Origin of the sequence: Ruania alkalisoli, from assembly GCF_014960965.1 — a bacterium.
Classification (GTDB): Bacteria; Actinomycetota; Actinomycetes; order Actinomycetales; family Beutenbergiaceae; genus Ruania; species Ruania alkalisoli.
The window spans coordinates 3,916,378-3,933,407 of the sequence record NZ_CP063169.1; the positions used below are offsets into that span (position 1 = coordinate 3,916,378).

15 protein-coding genes are annotated in these 17,030 nt (G+C 69.0%); 4 read left to right on the forward strand and 11 right to left on the reverse strand.

What is annotated here, in order from left to right; translation table 11 throughout:
• Position 1: 1 nt before the first annotated feature.
• From IM660_RS17455 to IM660_RS17465, 3 genes are read right to left on the reverse strand one after another with little or no spacing between them, the layout of a single operon-like run.
• A complete protein-coding gene (locus IM660_RS17455) occupies positions 2 to 1,771 on the reverse strand; it encodes a phage baseplate assembly protein V (RefSeq protein WP_193497043.1) in 1,770 nt (589 codons plus the stop codon).
• Positions 1,768 to 2,433 carry a CIS tube protein gene (locus IM660_RS17460; protein WP_193497044.1) on the reverse strand — a complete coding sequence of 222 codons (666 nt, stop codon included), beginning with the start codon at positions 2,431 to 2,433 and terminating at the stop codon, positions 1,768 to 1,770. The genes IM660_RS17455 and IM660_RS17460 overlap by 4 nt, the downstream gene beginning before the upstream one ends.
• Positions 2,434 to 2,658, reverse strand: coding sequence for a hypothetical protein (locus IM660_RS17465; protein WP_193497045.1), 225 nt, complete (start codon positions 2,656 to 2,658; stop codon positions 2,434 to 2,436).
• A 507-nt stretch (positions 2,659 to 3,165) separates the two neighbouring features.
• Here IM660_RS17465 and IM660_RS17470 point away from each other — a divergent pair.
• The gene (locus IM660_RS17470) at positions 3,166 to 3,360 is read left to right on the forward strand and encodes a hypothetical protein (RefSeq protein ID WP_193497046.1); all 195 of its coding nucleotides are present in this window, start codon (positions 3,166 to 3,168) and stop codon (positions 3,358 to 3,360) included.
• Between the two features lie 1,577 nt (positions 3,361 to 4,937).
• On the opposite strand, the gene IM660_RS17475 is transcribed toward IM660_RS17470, so the two are convergent.
• Genes IM660_RS17475 through IM660_RS17495 form a run of 5 tightly spaced genes read right to left on the reverse strand, consistent with a single transcriptional unit; the run spans position 4,938 to position 8,211 of the window.
• Entirely contained in the window at positions 4,938 to 5,411 is a 474-nt protein-coding gene (locus IM660_RS17475) for a phage tail protein (RefSeq protein ID WP_246465018.1), read from the reverse strand.
• Positions 5,398 to 5,571, reverse strand: coding sequence for a DUF6760 family protein (locus IM660_RS17480; RefSeq protein WP_193497048.1), 174 nt, complete (start codon positions 5,569 to 5,571; stop codon positions 5,398 to 5,400). The genes IM660_RS17475 and IM660_RS17480 overlap by 14 nt, the downstream gene beginning before the upstream one ends.
• 7 nt (positions 5,572 to 5,578) lie before the next feature.
• Positions 5,579 to 6,118 (reverse strand): hypothetical protein, encoded by a 540-nt coding sequence (locus tag IM660_RS19780; RefSeq protein ID WP_210769013.1) that lies wholly within the window; start codon positions 6,116 to 6,118, stop codon positions 5,579 to 5,581.
• A 2-nt stretch (positions 6,119 to 6,120) separates the two neighbouring features.
• Positions 6,121 to 6,594, reverse strand: coding sequence for a phage tail protein (locus IM660_RS17490; protein WP_193497049.1), 474 nt, complete (start codon positions 6,592 to 6,594; stop codon positions 6,121 to 6,123).
• 51 nt (positions 6,595 to 6,645) lie between these two features.
• Positions 6,646 to 8,211: a phage tail sheath family protein gene (locus IM660_RS17495; RefSeq protein ID WP_193497050.1), complete on the reverse strand. Its 1,566-nt coding sequence runs from the start codon at positions 8,209 to 8,211 to the stop codon at positions 6,646 to 6,648.
• A 253-nt stretch (positions 8,212 to 8,464) separates the two neighbouring features.
• On the opposite strand from IM660_RS17495, the gene IM660_RS17500 reads away from it, so the two are divergent.
• Positions 8,465 to 11,101: a helix-turn-helix transcriptional regulator gene (locus IM660_RS17500; RefSeq protein WP_193497051.1), complete on the forward strand. Its 2,637-nt coding sequence runs from the start codon at positions 8,465 to 8,467 to the stop codon at positions 11,099 to 11,101.
• The gene (locus IM660_RS17505; protein WP_193497052.1) at positions 11,088 to 13,676 is read left to right on the forward strand and encodes a helix-turn-helix transcriptional regulator; all 2,589 of its coding nucleotides are present in this window, start codon (positions 11,088 to 11,090) and stop codon (positions 13,674 to 13,676) included. The genes IM660_RS17500 and IM660_RS17505 overlap by 14 nt, the downstream gene beginning before the upstream one ends.
• A gap of 5 nt (positions 13,677 to 13,681) precedes the next feature.
• Here the strand turns inward: IM660_RS17505 and IM660_RS17510 are convergent, their stop codons facing one another.
• Both IM660_RS17510 and IM660_RS17515 read right to left on the reverse strand, forming a co-directional pair.
• Positions 13,682 to 14,380: a hypothetical protein gene (locus IM660_RS17510; protein ID WP_193497053.1), complete on the reverse strand. Its 699-nt coding sequence runs from the start codon at positions 14,378 to 14,380 to the stop codon at positions 13,682 to 13,684.
• Positions 14,381 to 14,504: 124 nt separating this feature from the next.
• On the reverse strand, positions 14,505 to 14,966 hold the full coding sequence (locus IM660_RS17515; RefSeq protein WP_193497054.1) for a DUF3817 domain-containing protein: 462 nt from the start codon (positions 14,964 to 14,966) through the stop codon (positions 14,505 to 14,507).
• A 131-nt stretch (positions 14,967 to 15,097) separates the two neighbouring features.
• Here IM660_RS17515 and IM660_RS17520 point away from each other — a divergent pair, with 131 nt between their 5' ends.
• On the forward strand, positions 15,098 to 15,976 hold the full coding sequence (locus tag IM660_RS17520) for a DUF817 domain-containing protein (RefSeq protein WP_246465019.1): 879 nt from the start codon (positions 15,098 to 15,100) through the stop codon (positions 15,974 to 15,976).
• Here the strand turns inward: IM660_RS17520 and IM660_RS17525 are convergent.
• A complete protein-coding gene (locus IM660_RS17525) occupies positions 15,951 to 16,829 on the reverse strand; it encodes a VOC family protein (protein WP_193497055.1) in 879 nt (292 codons plus the stop codon). The genes IM660_RS17520 and IM660_RS17525 overlap by 26 nt on opposite strands.
• Between the last annotated feature and the right edge of the window lie 201 nt (positions 16,830 to 17,030).

Genomic DNA, 17,030 nt, shown 5'->3' on the forward strand with positions numbered 1-17,030 from the left:
CTCAGTTGATCTTCACGACGGCACCACTGATCTCGGTGCTGGTGCTGCCCTTGATCACAGTGGTCGTCCCGGTCACGACGGCACGAGTCTTCGCAGATGCCTCGAACGTCGTCGACGCCTTGGCTTCGACGTCCATGCCTTCGAGGGCCAGCGACCGCTTCGCCTTCATCGTGATGCTCGTGGCGTTGATCGTGAGGTTCCCCCTCCCGTCGAACGTGAGCGAGGCAGCGGCCGAGCCCTCCCCAGAGGTGATCACCAGCGGCTTCTCGGCAGCGTAGATCTCCGTCTTGTCCTTGCCGATCCGCACGTAACTGCGATCGTCGGCCAGCGCCATCCGCACGTACTGCTCCGCATCCGCCTTCCCGTCTGCCATCTCGATCCGATGACCTTCCCGGGAGACGAAGTGGCGGGTGCTCACCTCGGAGCTGTTCGGGGCGAGCGCCGGTTCCGGAACAGTGCTCTGCTTCCCGAACAACCCGCCGAGGACGACGGGCCGGCGTACGTCCCCGTCCTCGAACGCCAGGAGAACCTCATCGCCCACCTCCGGGAGCACCACCAGGCCCCGGTCGGGACCGGCGCCGAGGGAGAGCACCCGGGCCCACGACGAGGAGGCCGAGTCGGAGACACCTTCGAGTGCCACCCGGACACGGCCGCGTTTGTCCGGGTCATTGATGTCGTCGACCCGTGCGACCGTGATCCCGGTGTGTCGCAGGCTCGAGGCCGGTGGCGGCGCGCGCCACGGATCGGTGAGCCGCACCGGTGGCCGGTCCCCCACCACGAAGGTGGTGCGCAGGGAGGTGGAGTCGACCTGGTGCGAGACCTCACGCACGTAGTAGGTCCCGTCCGCGCTACCTGCGGACCGGATGGTGACCAGACCTCCCGGCCGGAGCCCCGGTAGGAAACCTCCTCTCCCTCTTCCGCTGACCCGGCCGGCAGCTGCCGCCAGTCCGCCGGCCACCTCCTCCGCCTCGGCATCGGTCATGGACAGCTGCCCGGTTGCCAGCACCGCGCTCTTCGTCCTGCTCTCGGCCGGAGCGAAGCCGTTCCGATCCCCTGGAATGCTGGTGGTCGCGGTTCCGGTCACGCTCCGTTGCTGCTCTGGGTCCCATCCCCGGACCGTGAAGGTGCTCGGCCCGGTCTCCTCGCGCCGGACCGCGAAGCCGATCAGCTCCACGCCGAGGTCCACCACGGGTGTCTGCCGCGCCCACGGTGCCGATCCCGTGACGGGCCAGATCGCGAACCGGTCCTCGAGCACTGCCCAGTCGCAGCCCAGTCTGCCCGCGATCTCGTCCACGAGGCCGAGCCGGGAGTCGGCCCGGAACGCCCACTCGTGGCTTCTGCCGGGGATGTCGACGTCAGCACGCAGCCCTGCCCCCTTGACCGTCGACCGGATGATGTCGGCATCGGACATCTTCTGGTGCGTGGTGACGGCGCGATCCCTGGAGAGGTTGTACGCCTGGTCGTGCACGGTGGCGGTCACGGTCGCGCCGCGGTCGGTCGCCTCGATCCCGACACCGGTCACGGTGCCGGAGAACACAACCTGAGCAGGCCAGACCGATGAGATCGCCACCGACTTTCCCAGCTCCACCACGCCGTCGGCGAAGGTCCCTCGGTCAAGGAACCGCAACTGTGCCCGCCCGATCGTCCGAACACCGGTGTCGACCCGAACCTCCAGCAGATCGTCAGCGAGCTCGGTCCGCAACTCGGTACCGTCGATCTCCACCCGCAGCTGGGTCTGGGTGTGCGGGTCCTGGTGCGCCTGCGCCGTCATGGTGCCTCCACCCGCGGCACGGCCAGCATCGTCCCAGGACGGACGGCCAGCGGATCGGCGACGCCGTTCGCGTCCGCCAGGATCCGCCAGCGGGTCGCGTCCCCGTAGTAACGGGCGGCGATGCGATCGAGGGTCTCCCCGGCAAGCACACGGTGCACGCGTTGGGGTTGCGGGGTCCCGGAGGTGGGGTTCTGCGGTCCGAATGCCCGTGACTCCTCGTACTGTCGCAGCACCAGGGCAAGCCGGGCACGCAGTGGCGTGCCGGAGGCAGCGAAGTACGTGAACGTGAGGTCGAGCGAGGCCACCACGGCCTTGAAGGAGTGCAGATCTCCCCAGTGGAAGGTCACGGCCGGTGGTCGCGCATTCCCGCTCGCGGCATCGGAGCCGGGCAGCGAGGGGTCGATCTCCATCAACTGCACGATCCGTCCGGTGTACTTCGTGACCGGGCTGCCGTCGTGGGTGGTATCGAAGAACAGGTCGACGGCGAGCGAGCCGGGTTCGGAGCCGGCGTACCGCAGGCGCGGTACACCGCGGCCGGGCCGGGTCCGGGCCTCCCAGCGGTTGCCCCTGGTCAGATGCAGCTGGGCAGGGTTGAACAGGCACGGTAACTTCTCGCCTCCCTCGACCTCGAGGAACGCCTTCACCGGTGCGGTCTCAGCCATCTAGAACACCTCCATCCCGCGGCGCCAGGCTCGTCGCTCGGTCTCCTCCCGCAGCTTCTCCTCGACGACGGCCATCACCCGGTCGTCGAGCTCGGTGTCGAGCCACGCATCGACCCGGCTCAGGACGCGGTCTTCGAGGTCACGCACCCACGTGGGCTCAGCGATGGCGCTGCTGCCACCGGGGTCACGCTCCTGGGCCGGCAGGAACGAATAGCTCATGCTCATCGGAGTGTCCTCTCGGCGGCGGGGGATCGATGGCGAGCCGGCAGCGGTCGGCGGTGGGGGCGGCCCGGAACCCGGGCGATGCTGCGCAGCCGGACCAGGCGGAGCCTGCAGTCCGGTCAGCCCCCGTGACCCCTGCGGGCCGGCACGGGTGTGGAGGTCGGCACGATCCTGGGGGCCGGCATGGTGCTGTGGCCCGGCGTGGGCCGGGGTGGCGGTCTGTGCTGGGGGGCGAGCCATCCGTGGCGGCACCACGGCGAGCCCCGGCGTCGCCAGGCTTGCGGACGGGAGGCCGCCGGGAGCCCCTCCCGCTGGGGGGCCCGGTGCGGGCCGGCCACCCATCACGTCGTCCCTCCCGGCCACTGCCGGCGTGACTGTGGTCGCGGCGGGCATGCCTCGGTGCCCGCCGATCGCTCCCAGGGTGCTCGGCCCGGGGGAAGCGCTCCTGCGGCCAGGTCCCGCACTGCCGGGTGGCGCCGGGTCCGCAGCCGGCCGCCAGGTTCCCCATCGATGCGACCCCGGCTGGAGCGACTGCCGAGTAGAGGCGCGGTCCCGGCCACGGCGCAGGTGCGCGTCGTCGATCCCGAGGCCGGTCCAGGAGCGACGCCGGATCGTGGCGGCGCGACGATGTCCGGCTCCAGGCAGGCGATGTGGACCGCCGGTACCCGGCAGGTGAGTTGGACCGGTACCCGGCAGGCGGTGTGACCCGATACCCATCCCCTTCGATGCTGTGGCACCGACGTGGTCCGGAGCCGCGCTGGAAGGGCGAAGCGTCAGAGGCATTCCGGACGGTGCCTCGCGATGTCCAGCGGCCCCCGCGGAGCCACCGGACGCGGGCACACTGCCCGTGGCCGTATCGCTGGCAGCACTCATCTCGGTGGACGTGGTCATCTCGGTGGGCAGGACACCGGGATCGCCGGCCCTGGGCACCCGCGACCCCGAGATCGCGTCACCGGTGGGCCGGCCCCGGACGCTCATGCGCCAGACCATCGCGGTAGCTGCCGGCCGCGGTCGTCCGAGGGGATGCACGCTCTGCACTGCCATCGATGCCGACGCGACAGGGCTGCTCGGGAAGTCGAGCAACCGCGCTGCCCTCGTGATCGGCCCGAGAACGCGACCGGACCGCTGTGCGAGTGCCCCTGGTGCGCCGTGGCCGCCTGCGCGCACGCGATCCGGCCGACCGCGCAGGCGGCGCAGGTCACCCCCGCCCGCCTCGTTGGGCGTGCGGCCCTCTGCCATCGTCTGCGCTGGCTCCGAACCGATTCGCGCTCGCCCGGGAGTGAGTGGGGCCGTCCCCCCGGTGGTGGCCTCGGCTCCCATTGCGGCCACTGCCTGCGTGGCCCGAACTCGGCGCCGCACCAGGCGTGAGGTCCGGGCTACAGCAGATCTACTGAGAGTCGACGCATAGCCCGGGTCTTCCCCGGCGGGCGAGCCCCCATCCGGCAACGAGCCCCACAGCGCCCCGGCAGGGCTCCTGGCACCGCCGGCCGCACTCGCCCCTCGGGCGCCGTCAGGACTCCTAGGATCGACGATAGGATCCGGGTTCCCTCCGGCTCGTCCGACATCGGGATCGGTTTCGTCACCGTGTCCGCCCGGCCCGTGGTGCGCATTCCGTCCGCCCTGTCTGCCGGGTCCACCCTGCCCGCCGTGCTGACTCTGCCCGGCCCGCCCGCTGTGCTGACTCTGCCCGGCCGGGCCACTCTGCCCACTCTGCCCGGCCGGCCCACTCTGCCCACTCTGCCCGGCCCGGCCACTCTGCCCACTCTGGCGTCCGCCGGAGACGGACCGCGGGCGACGGCGCACCACCCGGCGCGCACGCGCGTCGGCCGGGGTGGTCATCCGACCGACCGCTGTGACCTCCTCGGGCAGCTGCATCGGAACCGCCTGCGCCGTCATGGTGGCCGGGATCTCGCCGGGCCGGCGCGACGCCTCGTCCGGAACGGGTCCCACGGCCCGCCGCAGACCACGGGCGGGCAATGGGCTATCCGCGTTGGTGGCGCCGAACCACCAGCGGGGTGGCCGCACCCCAGACGCATCCAGATCCACGCTGCGGTAGGTCCCGGCCGTGGCCAGTGCCCGGCGCACGGCAGCCGGCCGGCCCCATCCGCTCACGAACCGCATCGACGAGGCGGCCACTGCCCCGATCGTGCTCGGGCGGGACCCACCCCAGGGGCCGGCATGCCGATAGCGCTCCGCGACATGCCCACCCACTGAGGTCTCGCCGGGCAGGTGCCGATCCGCCTGGTCCGGTTCCTGCCTCGCTGTCCGCTCCAGGTCCCCGGTCATGCCGTCACCGCACGGAATCCGTTGTGTGCGACCTCAAGGGTCTCGTTCAGCGGCGCATCCGAGTCCGCGAGTAGTTGCGGCCCGCTCCAGCTGACGGCGAAAACGCCCTCCAGCTCCCACGATCGCAACCGGTCGCCGGTGTGGTTGATCACCGTCACGGCCCCGGTGGCGCGGGTGAGCACGTTGTCGTTACCGGCGAAACCCGCACCCGAGCTCTTCGCCACCCAGGTGAACAACGCGTCGGACTGCACCAGCCCGCGGGTGAACACGAGGTGGGGCCAGCGCATCACACCGGGGAGCTGGTGCACGTAGGAGTTCTGGCCGCCCTCGGCGTACTCCTCGACCGCGACGTCCAACTGCAGTCCCGAGACCTCCCGGAACGTGCCGATCTCCACACCGTCGACCTCGAACAGGAAACGGCTGGACGTCGACGGCTCGCCTCCGAGCGGTGCCAGATCAGGCGTTCTCACGGACCATCTCCCACGCGTGTTCATTCATTGCCGAGACCGCACGGACCATCCGCACCCGGTCGAGATGCTCGAGGTCCAGCAGTTCGTCGAGCGGCCAGTGCAGGTGATAAGCGAGGTAGGCGATCTCCTGCCACAGCGCATCCGGCGGATAGTGGAGCATCCGGCGATCACCTGGTCTCGCCGGAGATCTCCTCGATGGCCGACCGGCGTGCCCGGTGCGGGCCGGCCGAGTTGGCAGAGGCGGCGGAGTCGGCGGAGTCGTTTGAGGCGCTCGGTGGCCGCGCCGGGGCCATATCGCCGGCCTCCGACCTCCGTTCTGCAGGCACCTGTTCCTCTGGCACCCGTTCGACCGGCAACGACTTCGCCAATGGCCGCTCGGCGACCGTCTGCGCAGCGACGAACTCGTCGAACTCTGCTTCGGTGCCGAAGTTGATCACGCCATAGAAGTCCTGCAAGAACGCCAGGTCCGCCGCGAACAGCCCCTCGATCTCGTGCGGCGTCACGAGTTCGAGCGATCCGAGCTGCTCGACCACGCGTGCCAGCACAAGCACGGTCAATCGCGGGTCGTCCGATCCCGTGATCGTCGAATCCCGCAACGGTTCGAGCTCGTCGCGCGCGGTCGCGAGCCGCATCGTGCCCTCGCGATGGACCGCGCCGTGATCGTCGACGTAGCCGCGCGGCAGCGTGAACTCATAGCTGGTACGCACGCCTACTTGATCCGTTCGAGCCGTTCGATGACGATCGTGATCGTCTCTTTCAGTGCATCCGATCCATCCACGGACAACTGATCGGTCGCGATCTTGCTCGGCCAGCCGTTGAAGAAGTTGAACCTGGCGACCTCTGTGCTCGCAGCGTCGTAGAGGACGACGGATCCGTTCTTGCGGTTGCTGGCGCGCTCGCCCGCGAGCCCACCTTCGCGGACCTTCTTGAACCACTTCCAGAGCTCGTCGTTGTCGATGTCTGCCGGAGCCACCCGGGTCAGTGACAGGTCGGGAACCTCGACGGTCTGGCCGAGGAACTTCACCTGCTGCTTCTGTCCCTTCTCGCCGATCTGGGTGGACTTCCCGACGCCGACTTCGACGTCGAGCCCGGAGACTGTCATGAGCGCGGAGACGACCTTGCCGTCAATCTCCAGGAAGAAGTTCTGCGTGATGATCGGGTCGGCGGTGAACAGGCCAGCCATGGGTTTGCTCCTCAGAATGGGGTCAAGCTCGGGTCAGGGGCGACGCAGCCGTCAGGAAGCGCTCAACTTGTTCTGACTGACGCGGAAGATGACGAATTCCGCCGGCTTGACCGGCGCCAGACCGACCTCGACCACGAGCTTGCCCGCATCGATGGACTCGGGTGGATTCGTCGTCTCATCACAGCGGACGAAGAACGCTTGGTCGGGTGTGGCGCCGAAGAGGGCACCTTCCTGCCAGAGCCCGTGGAGAAATCCGGTGAGCGTGCGCTTGACGCCTTCCCACAGGGCGGTGTCGTTCGGCTCGAAGACCGCCCACTGCGTGCCCTCGAGGATGGTTGACTCGACCATGTTGAACAGTCGACGCACGTTGAGGTACTGCCAGTCGGTGTCCGAGGAGAGCGTGCGCGCACCCCAGATCCGGATTCCGCGGATACCGAACGGACGGATGGCGTTGATCCCGATCGGGTTCAGGATCGACTGCTCGTTCTGAGTGATCGTCTGCTCGACGTCCAGCACCCCGCGGATCGTGTCATTCGCCGGGGCTTTCCAGACCCCTCGACTCTCGTCGGTGCGGGCCCACACCCCAGCCACGTGGCCCGACGGCGGGATCAGCACCTCGGCTGTGCCGTTGCTCCCGGTCGGATTGTCGACTTTGATCCACGGGTAGTAGAGCGCGGCGAAGCCCGAATCGTATTGCGCGACGTCGGCACGCCAGTCCCGCACGGCCTGCGGGCTCAGACCAGGAGGAGCGTCGAGCAGCGCCATCCGGTTGGAGTGCTGCTCGCAATGGGCGATCAACGCCGTCTGCACCGACTTCCACATCCCGAGGTCGAGCGAACCATCCTCCTTGGTGGCCGCCGTGACCAGGTCAGGGACGGCGACGATGGTGACGTCCTCGGCGAGCGCGAGTCCGTTGATGCCGGTGCGCGCAGTCTCGGACCCAGCGAACTTGCGCGGCGTGACGGGCACGCTCACCGGGTCGGCCTTCTCCAGCTCGTACACGCCGGGTTTGAGTAGTTCGAGTTGTTGCTCGATGTCGACATCCTCGGCGATCTCCACCTGGACCTTCACCTTGGTCGACCCCTCGTTCACGATGGTGGCGGCGTCGCGCGCGCCCCCGAACGTGAGATCGGCGAAGGTCTCAACCACCTCCTCGTTCTCCAGGACGATCAACGAGAACGGTGTCGGTCCCTCCAGATCATCCGGCGCATCGGCTGACTCGATCGCTATGGTGAGGTCGGCGTCAGGAGCAATCGACTCCACCGTGAGTGGCGTACCCAGCGCTCGATCAGCGGCCGGCAGCGCCCGGGTGGCGACCTCACCTGAGGGTTCGGCATGGGGCACCCGCACGATGTAGGCGAGAGAGCCACCGTTGAGGAAGTAGCCATAGACCGCCAGCGGCAGCATCGCCCCGTCGATAAATCCGCCGTACAGATTCTCGTACTGCGACCAGCTCGTCACCAGCCGGGGCGCGAGGCCCTGGGGATCGTCAGGGTCGGAGGGCGCGGACTGGGTGAACCCCACGAAGGCGGTCACCGCCGTCGGTGCGGCGGTCAGGACCTTCTGCGAGGAGGGGACTTCTTCGACGTAGACGCCGGGCGCTGTGTACGTGGGCACTGGACATCCTTTGGTAGGGCGAAACCGACGCTGGTGCGGGTCTCGATCACAGCCGTGGCCGGCCGCCTTCTCGAGCCCCGTCCGCCGTCAGCGTAGGAACCGCCCGCAGCTGGGCCATCGGTAATCGGTACCGAAGTTTCGGTACCGAGACCCACCGATCTGTGTACAACCGTTCAACCCTTCCCTATGGTCGATCGTTGTGAGAAGCGAGCCAGATCGCAACGGGCATGGTCCGCTCACGAGCGCCCATGCCGTGAGCGTGCGGCCCCATGACGTGGCCGGTCCTGCGAGTGCGAGTTCGCACCGAATCGACCATGTCACCCAGGTCGAGCAGTTCGAGCATGTCCACCAGGCCCACGAGATCCAGTTGGTGCGCTCGCTACGAGCCGGCCGCGGAGTCCTCGTCTTCGGCGAGGCCGGAACGGGGAAGTCCCATCTGGTCTCTCGCGTCCTCACCCAGGAGGGATACCCGGATGAGATCGCGCATTCCTCGCCCCCCGCCCTCCAGCGCACGGTTCCGCTGACCACAACCTTCGACGGTCTCGTCCACGCCCTCGGCCTCGATAGTCGCCCCGCCACGACCGACCAGGCTGCAATCGCGGTGCAGAAGCATCTGACACCCGCGCGCTCTAGCGCGTGCGCGCCGCTGCTGCGGATCGACCGGGCACACCTGCTCGACAGCGCCAGCGCCGCCGTGATCGCCGAGATGGTTCGCCTCCGGAAGATCACCCTCGTGGCGACGGCCCGCCCTCACACCGCATCGGCCGCCCCTTGGCATGGTCTGTGGCGCGACGAGGTTCTCGACCGCCTCGATCTGCACGCACTGGCCCCAGACGAGATCGCGGAACTGCTCACGACCATGGTCGGCGAGCCTGTCGCACCCGATGTCGTACGGCACCTGTGGGACCGCAGTGGCGGCAACGTCCTTCACCTGCGTGAACTCACCACGGGTCTGCCTGCACGCAGCGGCCTGGCAGCGACGGACCAGATCAGCTCACTCACCATCACGCCTGAACCCGTACCCGCACTACTGACGGTAGCCACGACCGAGCTGGCCGGCCTGAGCGACCGGGCACTGCAGGCGCTGCGGGCCCTGGCATTGCTGGGCCCCCTCACGCTCGGGACCCTGCTCGACAGCGTCGACCGGGATACGGTCGAGAACCTCCTGCACCGCGGGCTGATCCGCACCCGGCCGGCAGAACGTCTCCCGGAACTGATGGTCGAACCCGCCCACAACCTCCTCCGTGAAGCGTTGCTGAGCACCACGCCGCCCCATCAGCGTCAGGAGATCTTGCAGGAAGCGGCAGGCCGTGGCGCGAGCGGCGGGGTCCTCGGACGGCAGGCGGTGCTCCTGCTGCTGTCGAAGGGATGGCCGCTCGGGTACGCGACCATCCGCAGTGCTGTGGCAGAGGCATTCGCTCATCGCCGCCCGGACGAGGTCGTGTGGCTGATCGACGCCACCTTCGGCCCGACCGGCACCAATCGGCTGAGCACGATCGAGACGATCACCCTGCTGCTCGACCGCGCCGAGGCGCACCGGCTCCTGTCACACACCGACGACGCCCTGGACGACATCGCCGAGCTCCTGCCGCAGCTGCGGGGAGCCGTGGCCGCCGCCCCGGCCGATGCACGTCTTCCCATGCTCGTACTCACCGCGGCCCGGTTGCGCGCCGATCTCGAGCAGCACGACCGCGATGATCTCGACGCCGCGCTGAACTCCTTGGCGGAGGCGAACCGGTGGATGGCCGAGCTGCCGACGTCCGGCAACTCCAACCGGCCACGGATCGAGCTCGAGGTGTCCCGACTGCGCCATCTCGGATACGCCGGACGGCATCGTGACTCAGGCGCGCGCTCTCTCGACCTGCTGAACGAGATCGCCGACCCACGGGTGGTCCTCCCGCTCGTGTACCCCACCGGGCTCGGTCTGCTCCAGGCCGGGCGATTCGAGGAGACGTGGAGCATCGCCGCCCGCTATCGCGCCGCGATCGCCGCCGGATCGGATGTTCACGGTGACGCGGCGGCCGAGCTCGCTGCCCTCGGGGTCCTCGCGCACCTGGGGGCGGGTGAGATCGATCAGCTCGAGGCACTGACGCCGACGAGGTTCGAGAACCCTCCCACGGGGGCACCATGGTTGAACGCACAGGTCGGCGCAGGTCTGACCGCCGCCGCGCGCGGTACCTGGTCCCAGGCTCAGAGCAGGTTGTGCCGGGTACACGAGCAACTCGACCTGCATGGTCCCCCGGGGATCGGTGCCTACGCACGCGGGGTCGAGGCACTCGCGGCCGCAGCCGGAGGGGAACCGGCCCGCGCTCAGGATCTGCTCACCACCATCCGCGCCATGGCCCGGAGCCAGACAGCCGTGCTCAGCGGCGAGCTTCGCCTGCTGCGCCTCGACACCATGTTGTGGCTACGTGCACCATCGCTTCCCCGGGCAGCGCGTGCGCTCGCCTCTTGGGCCCACCTGTCGGGGCTCATGCGTATCGAGATGGAGGCGTTGCACCGATCCCTGGTGCTCGACCTGCGTGCCGGCCGTCCGCCCTATGACGGAGTCCTTGAACGTCTGCGTCAGCTCCGGGCTCAGTTCACGTCACCGCGGGTCGACGCACTCCTGGCACACGCCGAGGCCCTCGTGCGCGCAGACGCCGACCTCGCCGGAATCGCCGAGCGCCAGCTCAACGAACGCGGCCTGTGGCTGCCTCCCGGACCACAAACGCGTAGCCTCACGCCGCGCGAACGCGAGGTCGCGGCCCTCGCCCGGGCCCGCCTCACCAGTCGCACCATCGCCACCCGGCTCGGGGTCTCCGCCCGCACCGTCGACAGCCACCTCGCCAGCGTCTTCGCCAAGCTCGGCGTCTCCAGCAGGGAGGAACTGACCCATGCGCTCCGCTGAGCTCCCCGCACCCCCTCTCCCTCGTCAGCCGCCGACACCGTCTGAGCTGAACCAGCCGCCCCAGCCGGCGGAACCCCTGTCGGTCTCGCCCCTGGAGCCAACCCAGATCCTGGCGGCGCTCTCAACCGGTCACTCCGTCGTCGTCCAAGGAGAGCCCGGAAGCGGCAAGACGCACCTGATCAACGCCGCGCTGGGCGATGGCCTCCTACGAGAACGACGCCTCGTCGATCTCACATCCACCCCGAGCAACCCCTCATCGTGGCAGCCCCTGGTCGAGAAGGCCGGTTCCCGCGGCGATGTCGCAGCCGGGGCCAACGCACTGTGGGACTGGCTGGCGCTACCGAAGCAGGGCGAGACACTGCTCCGGCTCGATGACGCCCACCTCCTCGACGACGCGGTCCTGCGCGCTGTCGAGGAGGTAGCCGAGCGCCCGGGGGTGGCACTCGCCGCCAGCCACAGCGCCCATCCGAGCGGTCCGCCTGTGCTCGCGGACCTGACCGATGTGGTGGCGTTTCAGGTCCGGCCCATGAACACGGCGCAGACCGAAGCGCTCCTGGCGGACATGCTCGGCGGCTTTCCCACGGCGGACGCCGTCCACCGGCTCTGGATCGCCTCCCGCGGCAACCCCTTCTACCTGTCCGAGCTCGTGAGGGACCATCGGCAGCGTGGCGACCTTTTCGCCAGCGACGGTGTCTGGGTGTGGACAGGGGTCCCGACGCTAACGGACCGAATGATGGAGGCAGCCTTCCACGACCTCAGCGGCCTGGACGAGACGGAGCGAGCGGTCGTCGAACGCGCCGCCGTTGCCGGCGGGGTGCCCGCCACCGTTGCGGACAAGGTGAGCAGGCGACTCCTACGCCGCGGTTTGCTACGTCCTGGCCAGGGCGGGGAGAGTTCCGGCGGTCCTGCACACTTGGAAGTGACGCATCCGCTTCGGGCGGACGCCATCGCCGCTCAGGTCTCGAGCAGCCGGCGCCACGACCTGATCGCCGGTGGCCCGGTCGCACCGGCGCCGACCGCCCCGCAGGACCTCGTGCGGTCGGTCTCCCGTCGAGTGCGGGCCGAGGTCGATGTCCCACTGCCCGAGCTGCTGCGCGCCTGCGATCATGCGGTGCGCTCGGACGAACCGCAGATGGCCGTGGAGCTGACCGGTACGGTGCTGCGGCGCGGGATCGACCCTGTCGGGACCATCCAGCTCCTCACCGCCCGTGCCACGGCCCATCTGCGTCTCGGTGACATCAACGCGGCGCTGTCCGATCTCGCATCGGCTCGCTCAGCGATGGTGCTCTCGGACGGCTCCGGAGCGGAAGTCCTCGATGCCTACCTCCCGGCGATCCGCCACGAGACGACAGTGCGGCACTTTCTCGCCATGGACACCGAAGCGGCATTGGACATGCTCAGCTCCACCGCACGCTGGATGCGCCCCCAGGCGAAGACCAATGGGACTGTCGCACAGGCGCTGACGAACGTCGAGGCGCTGTATCTGTCCCACCTCGCCTGGGCTGGACGGCACCCCGAGATGGTGGACGAGGCACACCAGCGGTTGCGCGACACCCCGTACCTGGAGCAGGTCGTGCAGCTCGTCGGACCGGCGGCGGTTGCCCTCGCGCTCACCGGCCGCGCCCACGATGCCGACGCTCTGTTCCGCCGCTTTCTTCCGGTGATCTCTAGCGATCGTGTGCTGCGAGCGTGGAACCCGGGTTCCTTTACCCTGCTCAGATTCTTCCTGCTCGTGCTCACCGGCGAGATCGACGCGGCCGAACGCACCGAGCCGACCGCAGGCACCGATATCGACATGGTGGGCCGGCATCTGCGCCGCGGAACCGTGGCGTCTGCCCGCGGAGATTGGGTCACGGCACGACGAGAGCTCCGTGCAGCGAACGTCCGCCTGCGTGTGCGCGACACCCTCGGCGTCGTCGCCTACAGCCTCGCGCAGGAGGCGAAGGTGGCCGCAGCTGCCGGCGAGAGCAGCGACGCCCGAGCGCTACTCAGCGAGCTGGCTACGACACCCCGGCGATGCTCCTGGGTGACCGGCGCCTACCTGGACCTCCACAGGGTCGATGCCCTGCTCTGGCTGCGCGATCCGAGCATCACCGATGTCACGACGCACCTCGCGGCCGCAGCCGCCCGGGACCGCCAGTACGCCATCGAGCTCGAGTCGCTGCACCGGCTCGTCGTCGCCGTCGGCCCGTCGGCAGCACAGGCTGCGATCGGCGAACCACTGGCAGAGCGCGTCGCGCTGCTCGCCGACCGGGTCGACGGGCGGCGCAGCGATGCCGTGGTCGCCCACCTGAACGCGATGCTCGGGAGCCGGAGACGAGCGGCCACACAGGCGGCGGACCGACTGCGGGAGTGCGGTGTGGTCCTTCCTCCCACGCACGAACCTGCCCATCTGACCCGCCGCGAGCGGGAGGTCGCGATCCTCGCAGCCGGTGGGATGACCAGTAGGGCGATCGCGCAGCGGCTGGTGCTGTCGGTCCGCACGGTCGATTCCCATCTGGCCGGTGCCTACCGGAAGCTGGGGGTCTGCTCACGGGAGCGTCTCGCGGAGGCCCTGACTGCTGCTGGCGGGTGAGGGCGCTACCCCATCCCCGGGTCGTACCCTGCCCGCAACCAGACGTGCCGCGGAATCTGATCGACGATGCCGTACAGCAGGTTGGCGTAGGCGTCGATGTACTGCTCCTGCTGCCGCCCGCTGACGTACATCAGGATGTCCTGCCCCTCGATCGAGATGGTGCGGCGCAGAGCGTCCGGCTGCATCAACCGCTCCATCATCCGCGGGTGGATCACGTCATAGGCGTACTGCCCTGGAGGCGCTTTGACGCGCCATGCGTCGTTGAACGCCTCGGACTCGAACTCGATGTCCTGACCGCCGAAGAACTTGGCGATCGAGTCGCCCATGCCCTCCGGGCTCAGCTGCAACCATGGCAGTGGGGCGGGCAGGTGCATCGCAATCACGTGGAAGGTGTGGGTACTGCGGTTCTTCCCCGACCCGGTCGTGTACTTGTACGTCATCGACACCACGTGCCGGCCGTGAAAGTCGCCGCTGAGCACGTTGGTGGCCCGCCGTGAGCTTCCCCGCCCGAACGGCGCGCTCCGCCAGCGCGAGACCAGGTGCGGTGCCGAGGGCGTGTACTTCCACCCGCGTGCCGCCGCCCACCGAGCCAAGTGTTCCCGGCGCTTCTTCGCCTGATGGTGACTGAACACGATCACGCCGATGACGAACGCGGGTATGAGCACCCACATCAAGATCGGTACGAGCGAGAAGCCCGAGTCCACGCGTCACACCCTTCTTCGACTACTTCGCGACCCTAGCAACCCCACAGGCCCCGGCCGATGGGCACTCCTGCCCTCGGAACCAGGCACCGTGAGGCACAGAGAGGCACAGAGAGGTGGGACGGTCTCAGGCCCCTCCGGGCGGCCCCACCCACAGCATCACCCGGAACACGAGCGCGGTCACGGCCAGCGCCACAAGAGCGAACCGCACCGGACGGCGCAGCACCGCTGCGAGCACCCGTTCGACCAGCGTCCGCTCACCTCCAGCTCCTCGCAGCCGCCATTGCGGCCCCGCCAAGCCACGCCGCCGCACCCACCGTTCGAACGGGATCGTCGCGAACGGCGGGATGGCACTGGCCAGACCCAGCACGATCGTGCCGGCACGCCACCGCTGGTCGATCCCGACCACCACCGTGCTCACGCAGTACAGCAGGAACACGAACCCGTGGATCGGCCCGGCGATCGTCACCCCGAGGTCGGTGGTGGAGGTGAGGTACTTCAGCGCCATGCCGATCAGCAGCAGTGCCCAGGTGACCGCTTCGGCGTCGGCGAGGAGTCGGTGCAGGCGGCCAGGGCCGAGAGGTCTCATCGGGTCATTGTCTCGTGCCCGACGGCAGGCCGGTGAAGGATCGGCGCAGGCTGCGACGATCTGGTGAAGGCTCCGGGCGGATCGCGAGCAATGCGCCAGGTTCCCTCTCGCGCGCTGGCAGGCTCACCCACGTGACCCGCCAGCACCCCAGCCCCAGCGGCGAAGCCGCCCTTCCTGCCACCACGACGGCGCAGCGCACCCTCCTACGAAAGGTCACCTCCGCCGTCGTGCAGCTGACACGCTTCACCTGGCTGGAGGTGCAGTGCTGTCTGTTCCCGCTGGCGATCTTCGCCGGCCTGGCGGCCAGCGCTGTGGTGGATCTGCCGATCGCCCGCTACGACGCGCTCCTTGTCTACGCCCTCGCTGTGACAGCACTGTTCTGGGTGTTGCGGCTGGAGACCGGGCGGGAGGTGGCAGTGATCTTCGGCTTCCACCTGATCGGGCTGGCGCTGGAGATCTTCAAGGTGCACGTAGGGTCGTGGTCCTACCCGGATGAGGGCCTGCTCCGGGTGGGCGGGGTGCCGCTGTACTCAGGCTTCATGTATGCCGCGGTCGGTTCCTACATCTGCCAGGCGTTCCGGCGGTTCGACCTGCGGGTGGACCATTTCCCGGTGGTTCCGACCGCGATGCTGGCCGTGGCGGCGTATGCGAACTTCTACACCCACCATTGGCTGCCGGACGTGCGGTGGTTGATCGCGGTGGGGTTCGTGGTGGTGCTGTGGCGCTCGCGCGTCGCGTTCACCGTCGGCCAGGCGCGCTACCGGATGCCGCTGAGCGTGAGCTTCGTGCTGATCGGGTTCTTCCTGTGGGTGGCCGAGAACGCCGGTACGTTCCTCGGCGCGTGGCAGTACCCGAGCCAGGCGCAGATCTGGGAGATGGTGCACACCGGGAAGTGGGGCTCGTGGGCGTTGCTGGTCTCGCTCAGTTTCGTGCTGGTGGCTGCGGTGAAGATGCGCGAGGGCCGGTTCTACGGCGAGCGGGGCGCTACGCCTGCGGTGCAGCGGCGCTGACCTCGATCACCGTGTTCCACGGGTCGTCGAAGCGTAGGGTCTGCCCGTCGTGGCGCCCCTGGATGCCGGCGTGGGCGAGGCGGTCGGTGAGCGCGGTGACGTCGTCGGTGGTCGGTACCTCGATGCTGACCTGCCCCAGGCCGAGGGAGGCCGCGCGCGGACCCGCTCCGGCGGAGTTCCAGGTGTTCATGCCGATGTGGTGGTGGTATCCACCGGCCGCGATGAACATGGCCTGCCGCCCGAATGTGGCCATCACCTCGAAGCCGAGCGTGTCCACGTAGAAGGCCTTGGCGGTCGGGATGTCTCCCACCTGCAGGTGCACGTGTCCGATGACGGCGTCCGGCCCCGGAGCGGCGGCCTCACCCTGGGCAGGGGTTGCCAGGTGCTCACGCATGAAGGCGTTCGGGTCGAGCGGAAGGGAGTCCATCTGCACCCCGCCGCCGGATGTGCGGGTCCACTGCTCGCGAGGGCGGTCCAGGTAGAGCTCGACGCCGTTACCTTCCGGGTCGTCGAAGTAGAAGGCCTCGGAGACCAGGTGATCGGCGGAGCCGGTGAAGCTGGCGGGGGCGAAGCCCGCCACGCTGGCCAGGGAGCGGGCGAGCGCGGCGGCACTGTCGAACAGGATGGCGGTGTGGAACAGGCCGGCGTCGCGGCGGGAGAAGCTCGGCAGGTCGCGCTCTGCCCGCATCCTCACGATCGGCGTCCTCCCGCGGCCGAGCACGGCCGTCGGCCCGGCGTGCTCGAGCACATCGAGCCCGATCCCGGTGGCGTAGTAGGCGATCATGGCGTCGAGGTCGCGCACGAGCAGGTCCACGGTGCCCATGGCGGTGTCCTGGGCGAGACGGTCGGTCATGTCGATCACTCCTGGTAGTTGATGTTTAAACTATCTCACGGGGCCGAGCCCTTGACGACCCCTCCCTCCCCGAAATCAATCGTCGATCTGGCGGTTGGGAACGCGGCATCGACGACCACATCGACGTTTGATTTCACCCACCCCCGGGCAATACGTGGGTGACACTCCCCCCTGCTACGACAGCGCGTCGCGACGATACAC

Excerpts from the sequence above, each read along its gene's own strand:
- IM660_RS17515 (WP_193497054.1), bottom strand. The coding sequence starts at position 14,966 with ATGAGACCTCTCGGCCCTGGCCGCCTGCACCGACTCCTCGCCGACGCC.
- IM660_RS17455 (WP_193497043.1), bottom strand. The coding sequence starts at position 1,771 with ATGACGGCGCAGGCGCACCAGGACCCGCACACCCAGACCCAGCTGCGG.
- IM660_RS17505 (WP_193497052.1), top strand. The coding sequence starts at position 11,088 with ATGCGCTCCGCTGAGCTCCCCGCACCCCCTCTCCCTCGTCAGCCGCCG.
- IM660_RS17470 (WP_193497046.1), top strand. The coding sequence starts at position 3,166 with ATGCGACCCCGGCTGGAGCGACTGCCGAGTAGAGGCGCGGTCCCGGCC.
- IM660_RS17525 (WP_193497055.1), bottom strand. The coding sequence starts at position 16,829 with ATGACCGACCGTCTCGCCCAGGACACCGCCATGGGCACCGTGGACCTG.
- IM660_RS17460 (WP_193497044.1), bottom strand. The coding sequence starts at position 2,433 with ATGGCTGAGACCGCACCGGTGAAGGCGTTCCTCGAGGTCGAGGGAGGC.
- IM660_RS17490 (WP_193497049.1), bottom strand. The coding sequence starts at position 6,594 with ATGGCTGGCCTGTTCACCGCCGACCCGATCATCACGCAGAACTTCTTC.
- IM660_RS17465 (WP_193497045.1), bottom strand. The coding sequence starts at position 2,658 with ATGAGCATGAGCTATTCGTTCCTGCCGGCCCAGGAGCGTGACCCCGGT.
- IM660_RS17480 (WP_193497048.1), bottom strand. The coding sequence starts at position 5,571 with ATGCTCCACTATCCGCCGGATGCGCTGTGGCAGGAGATCGCCTACCTC.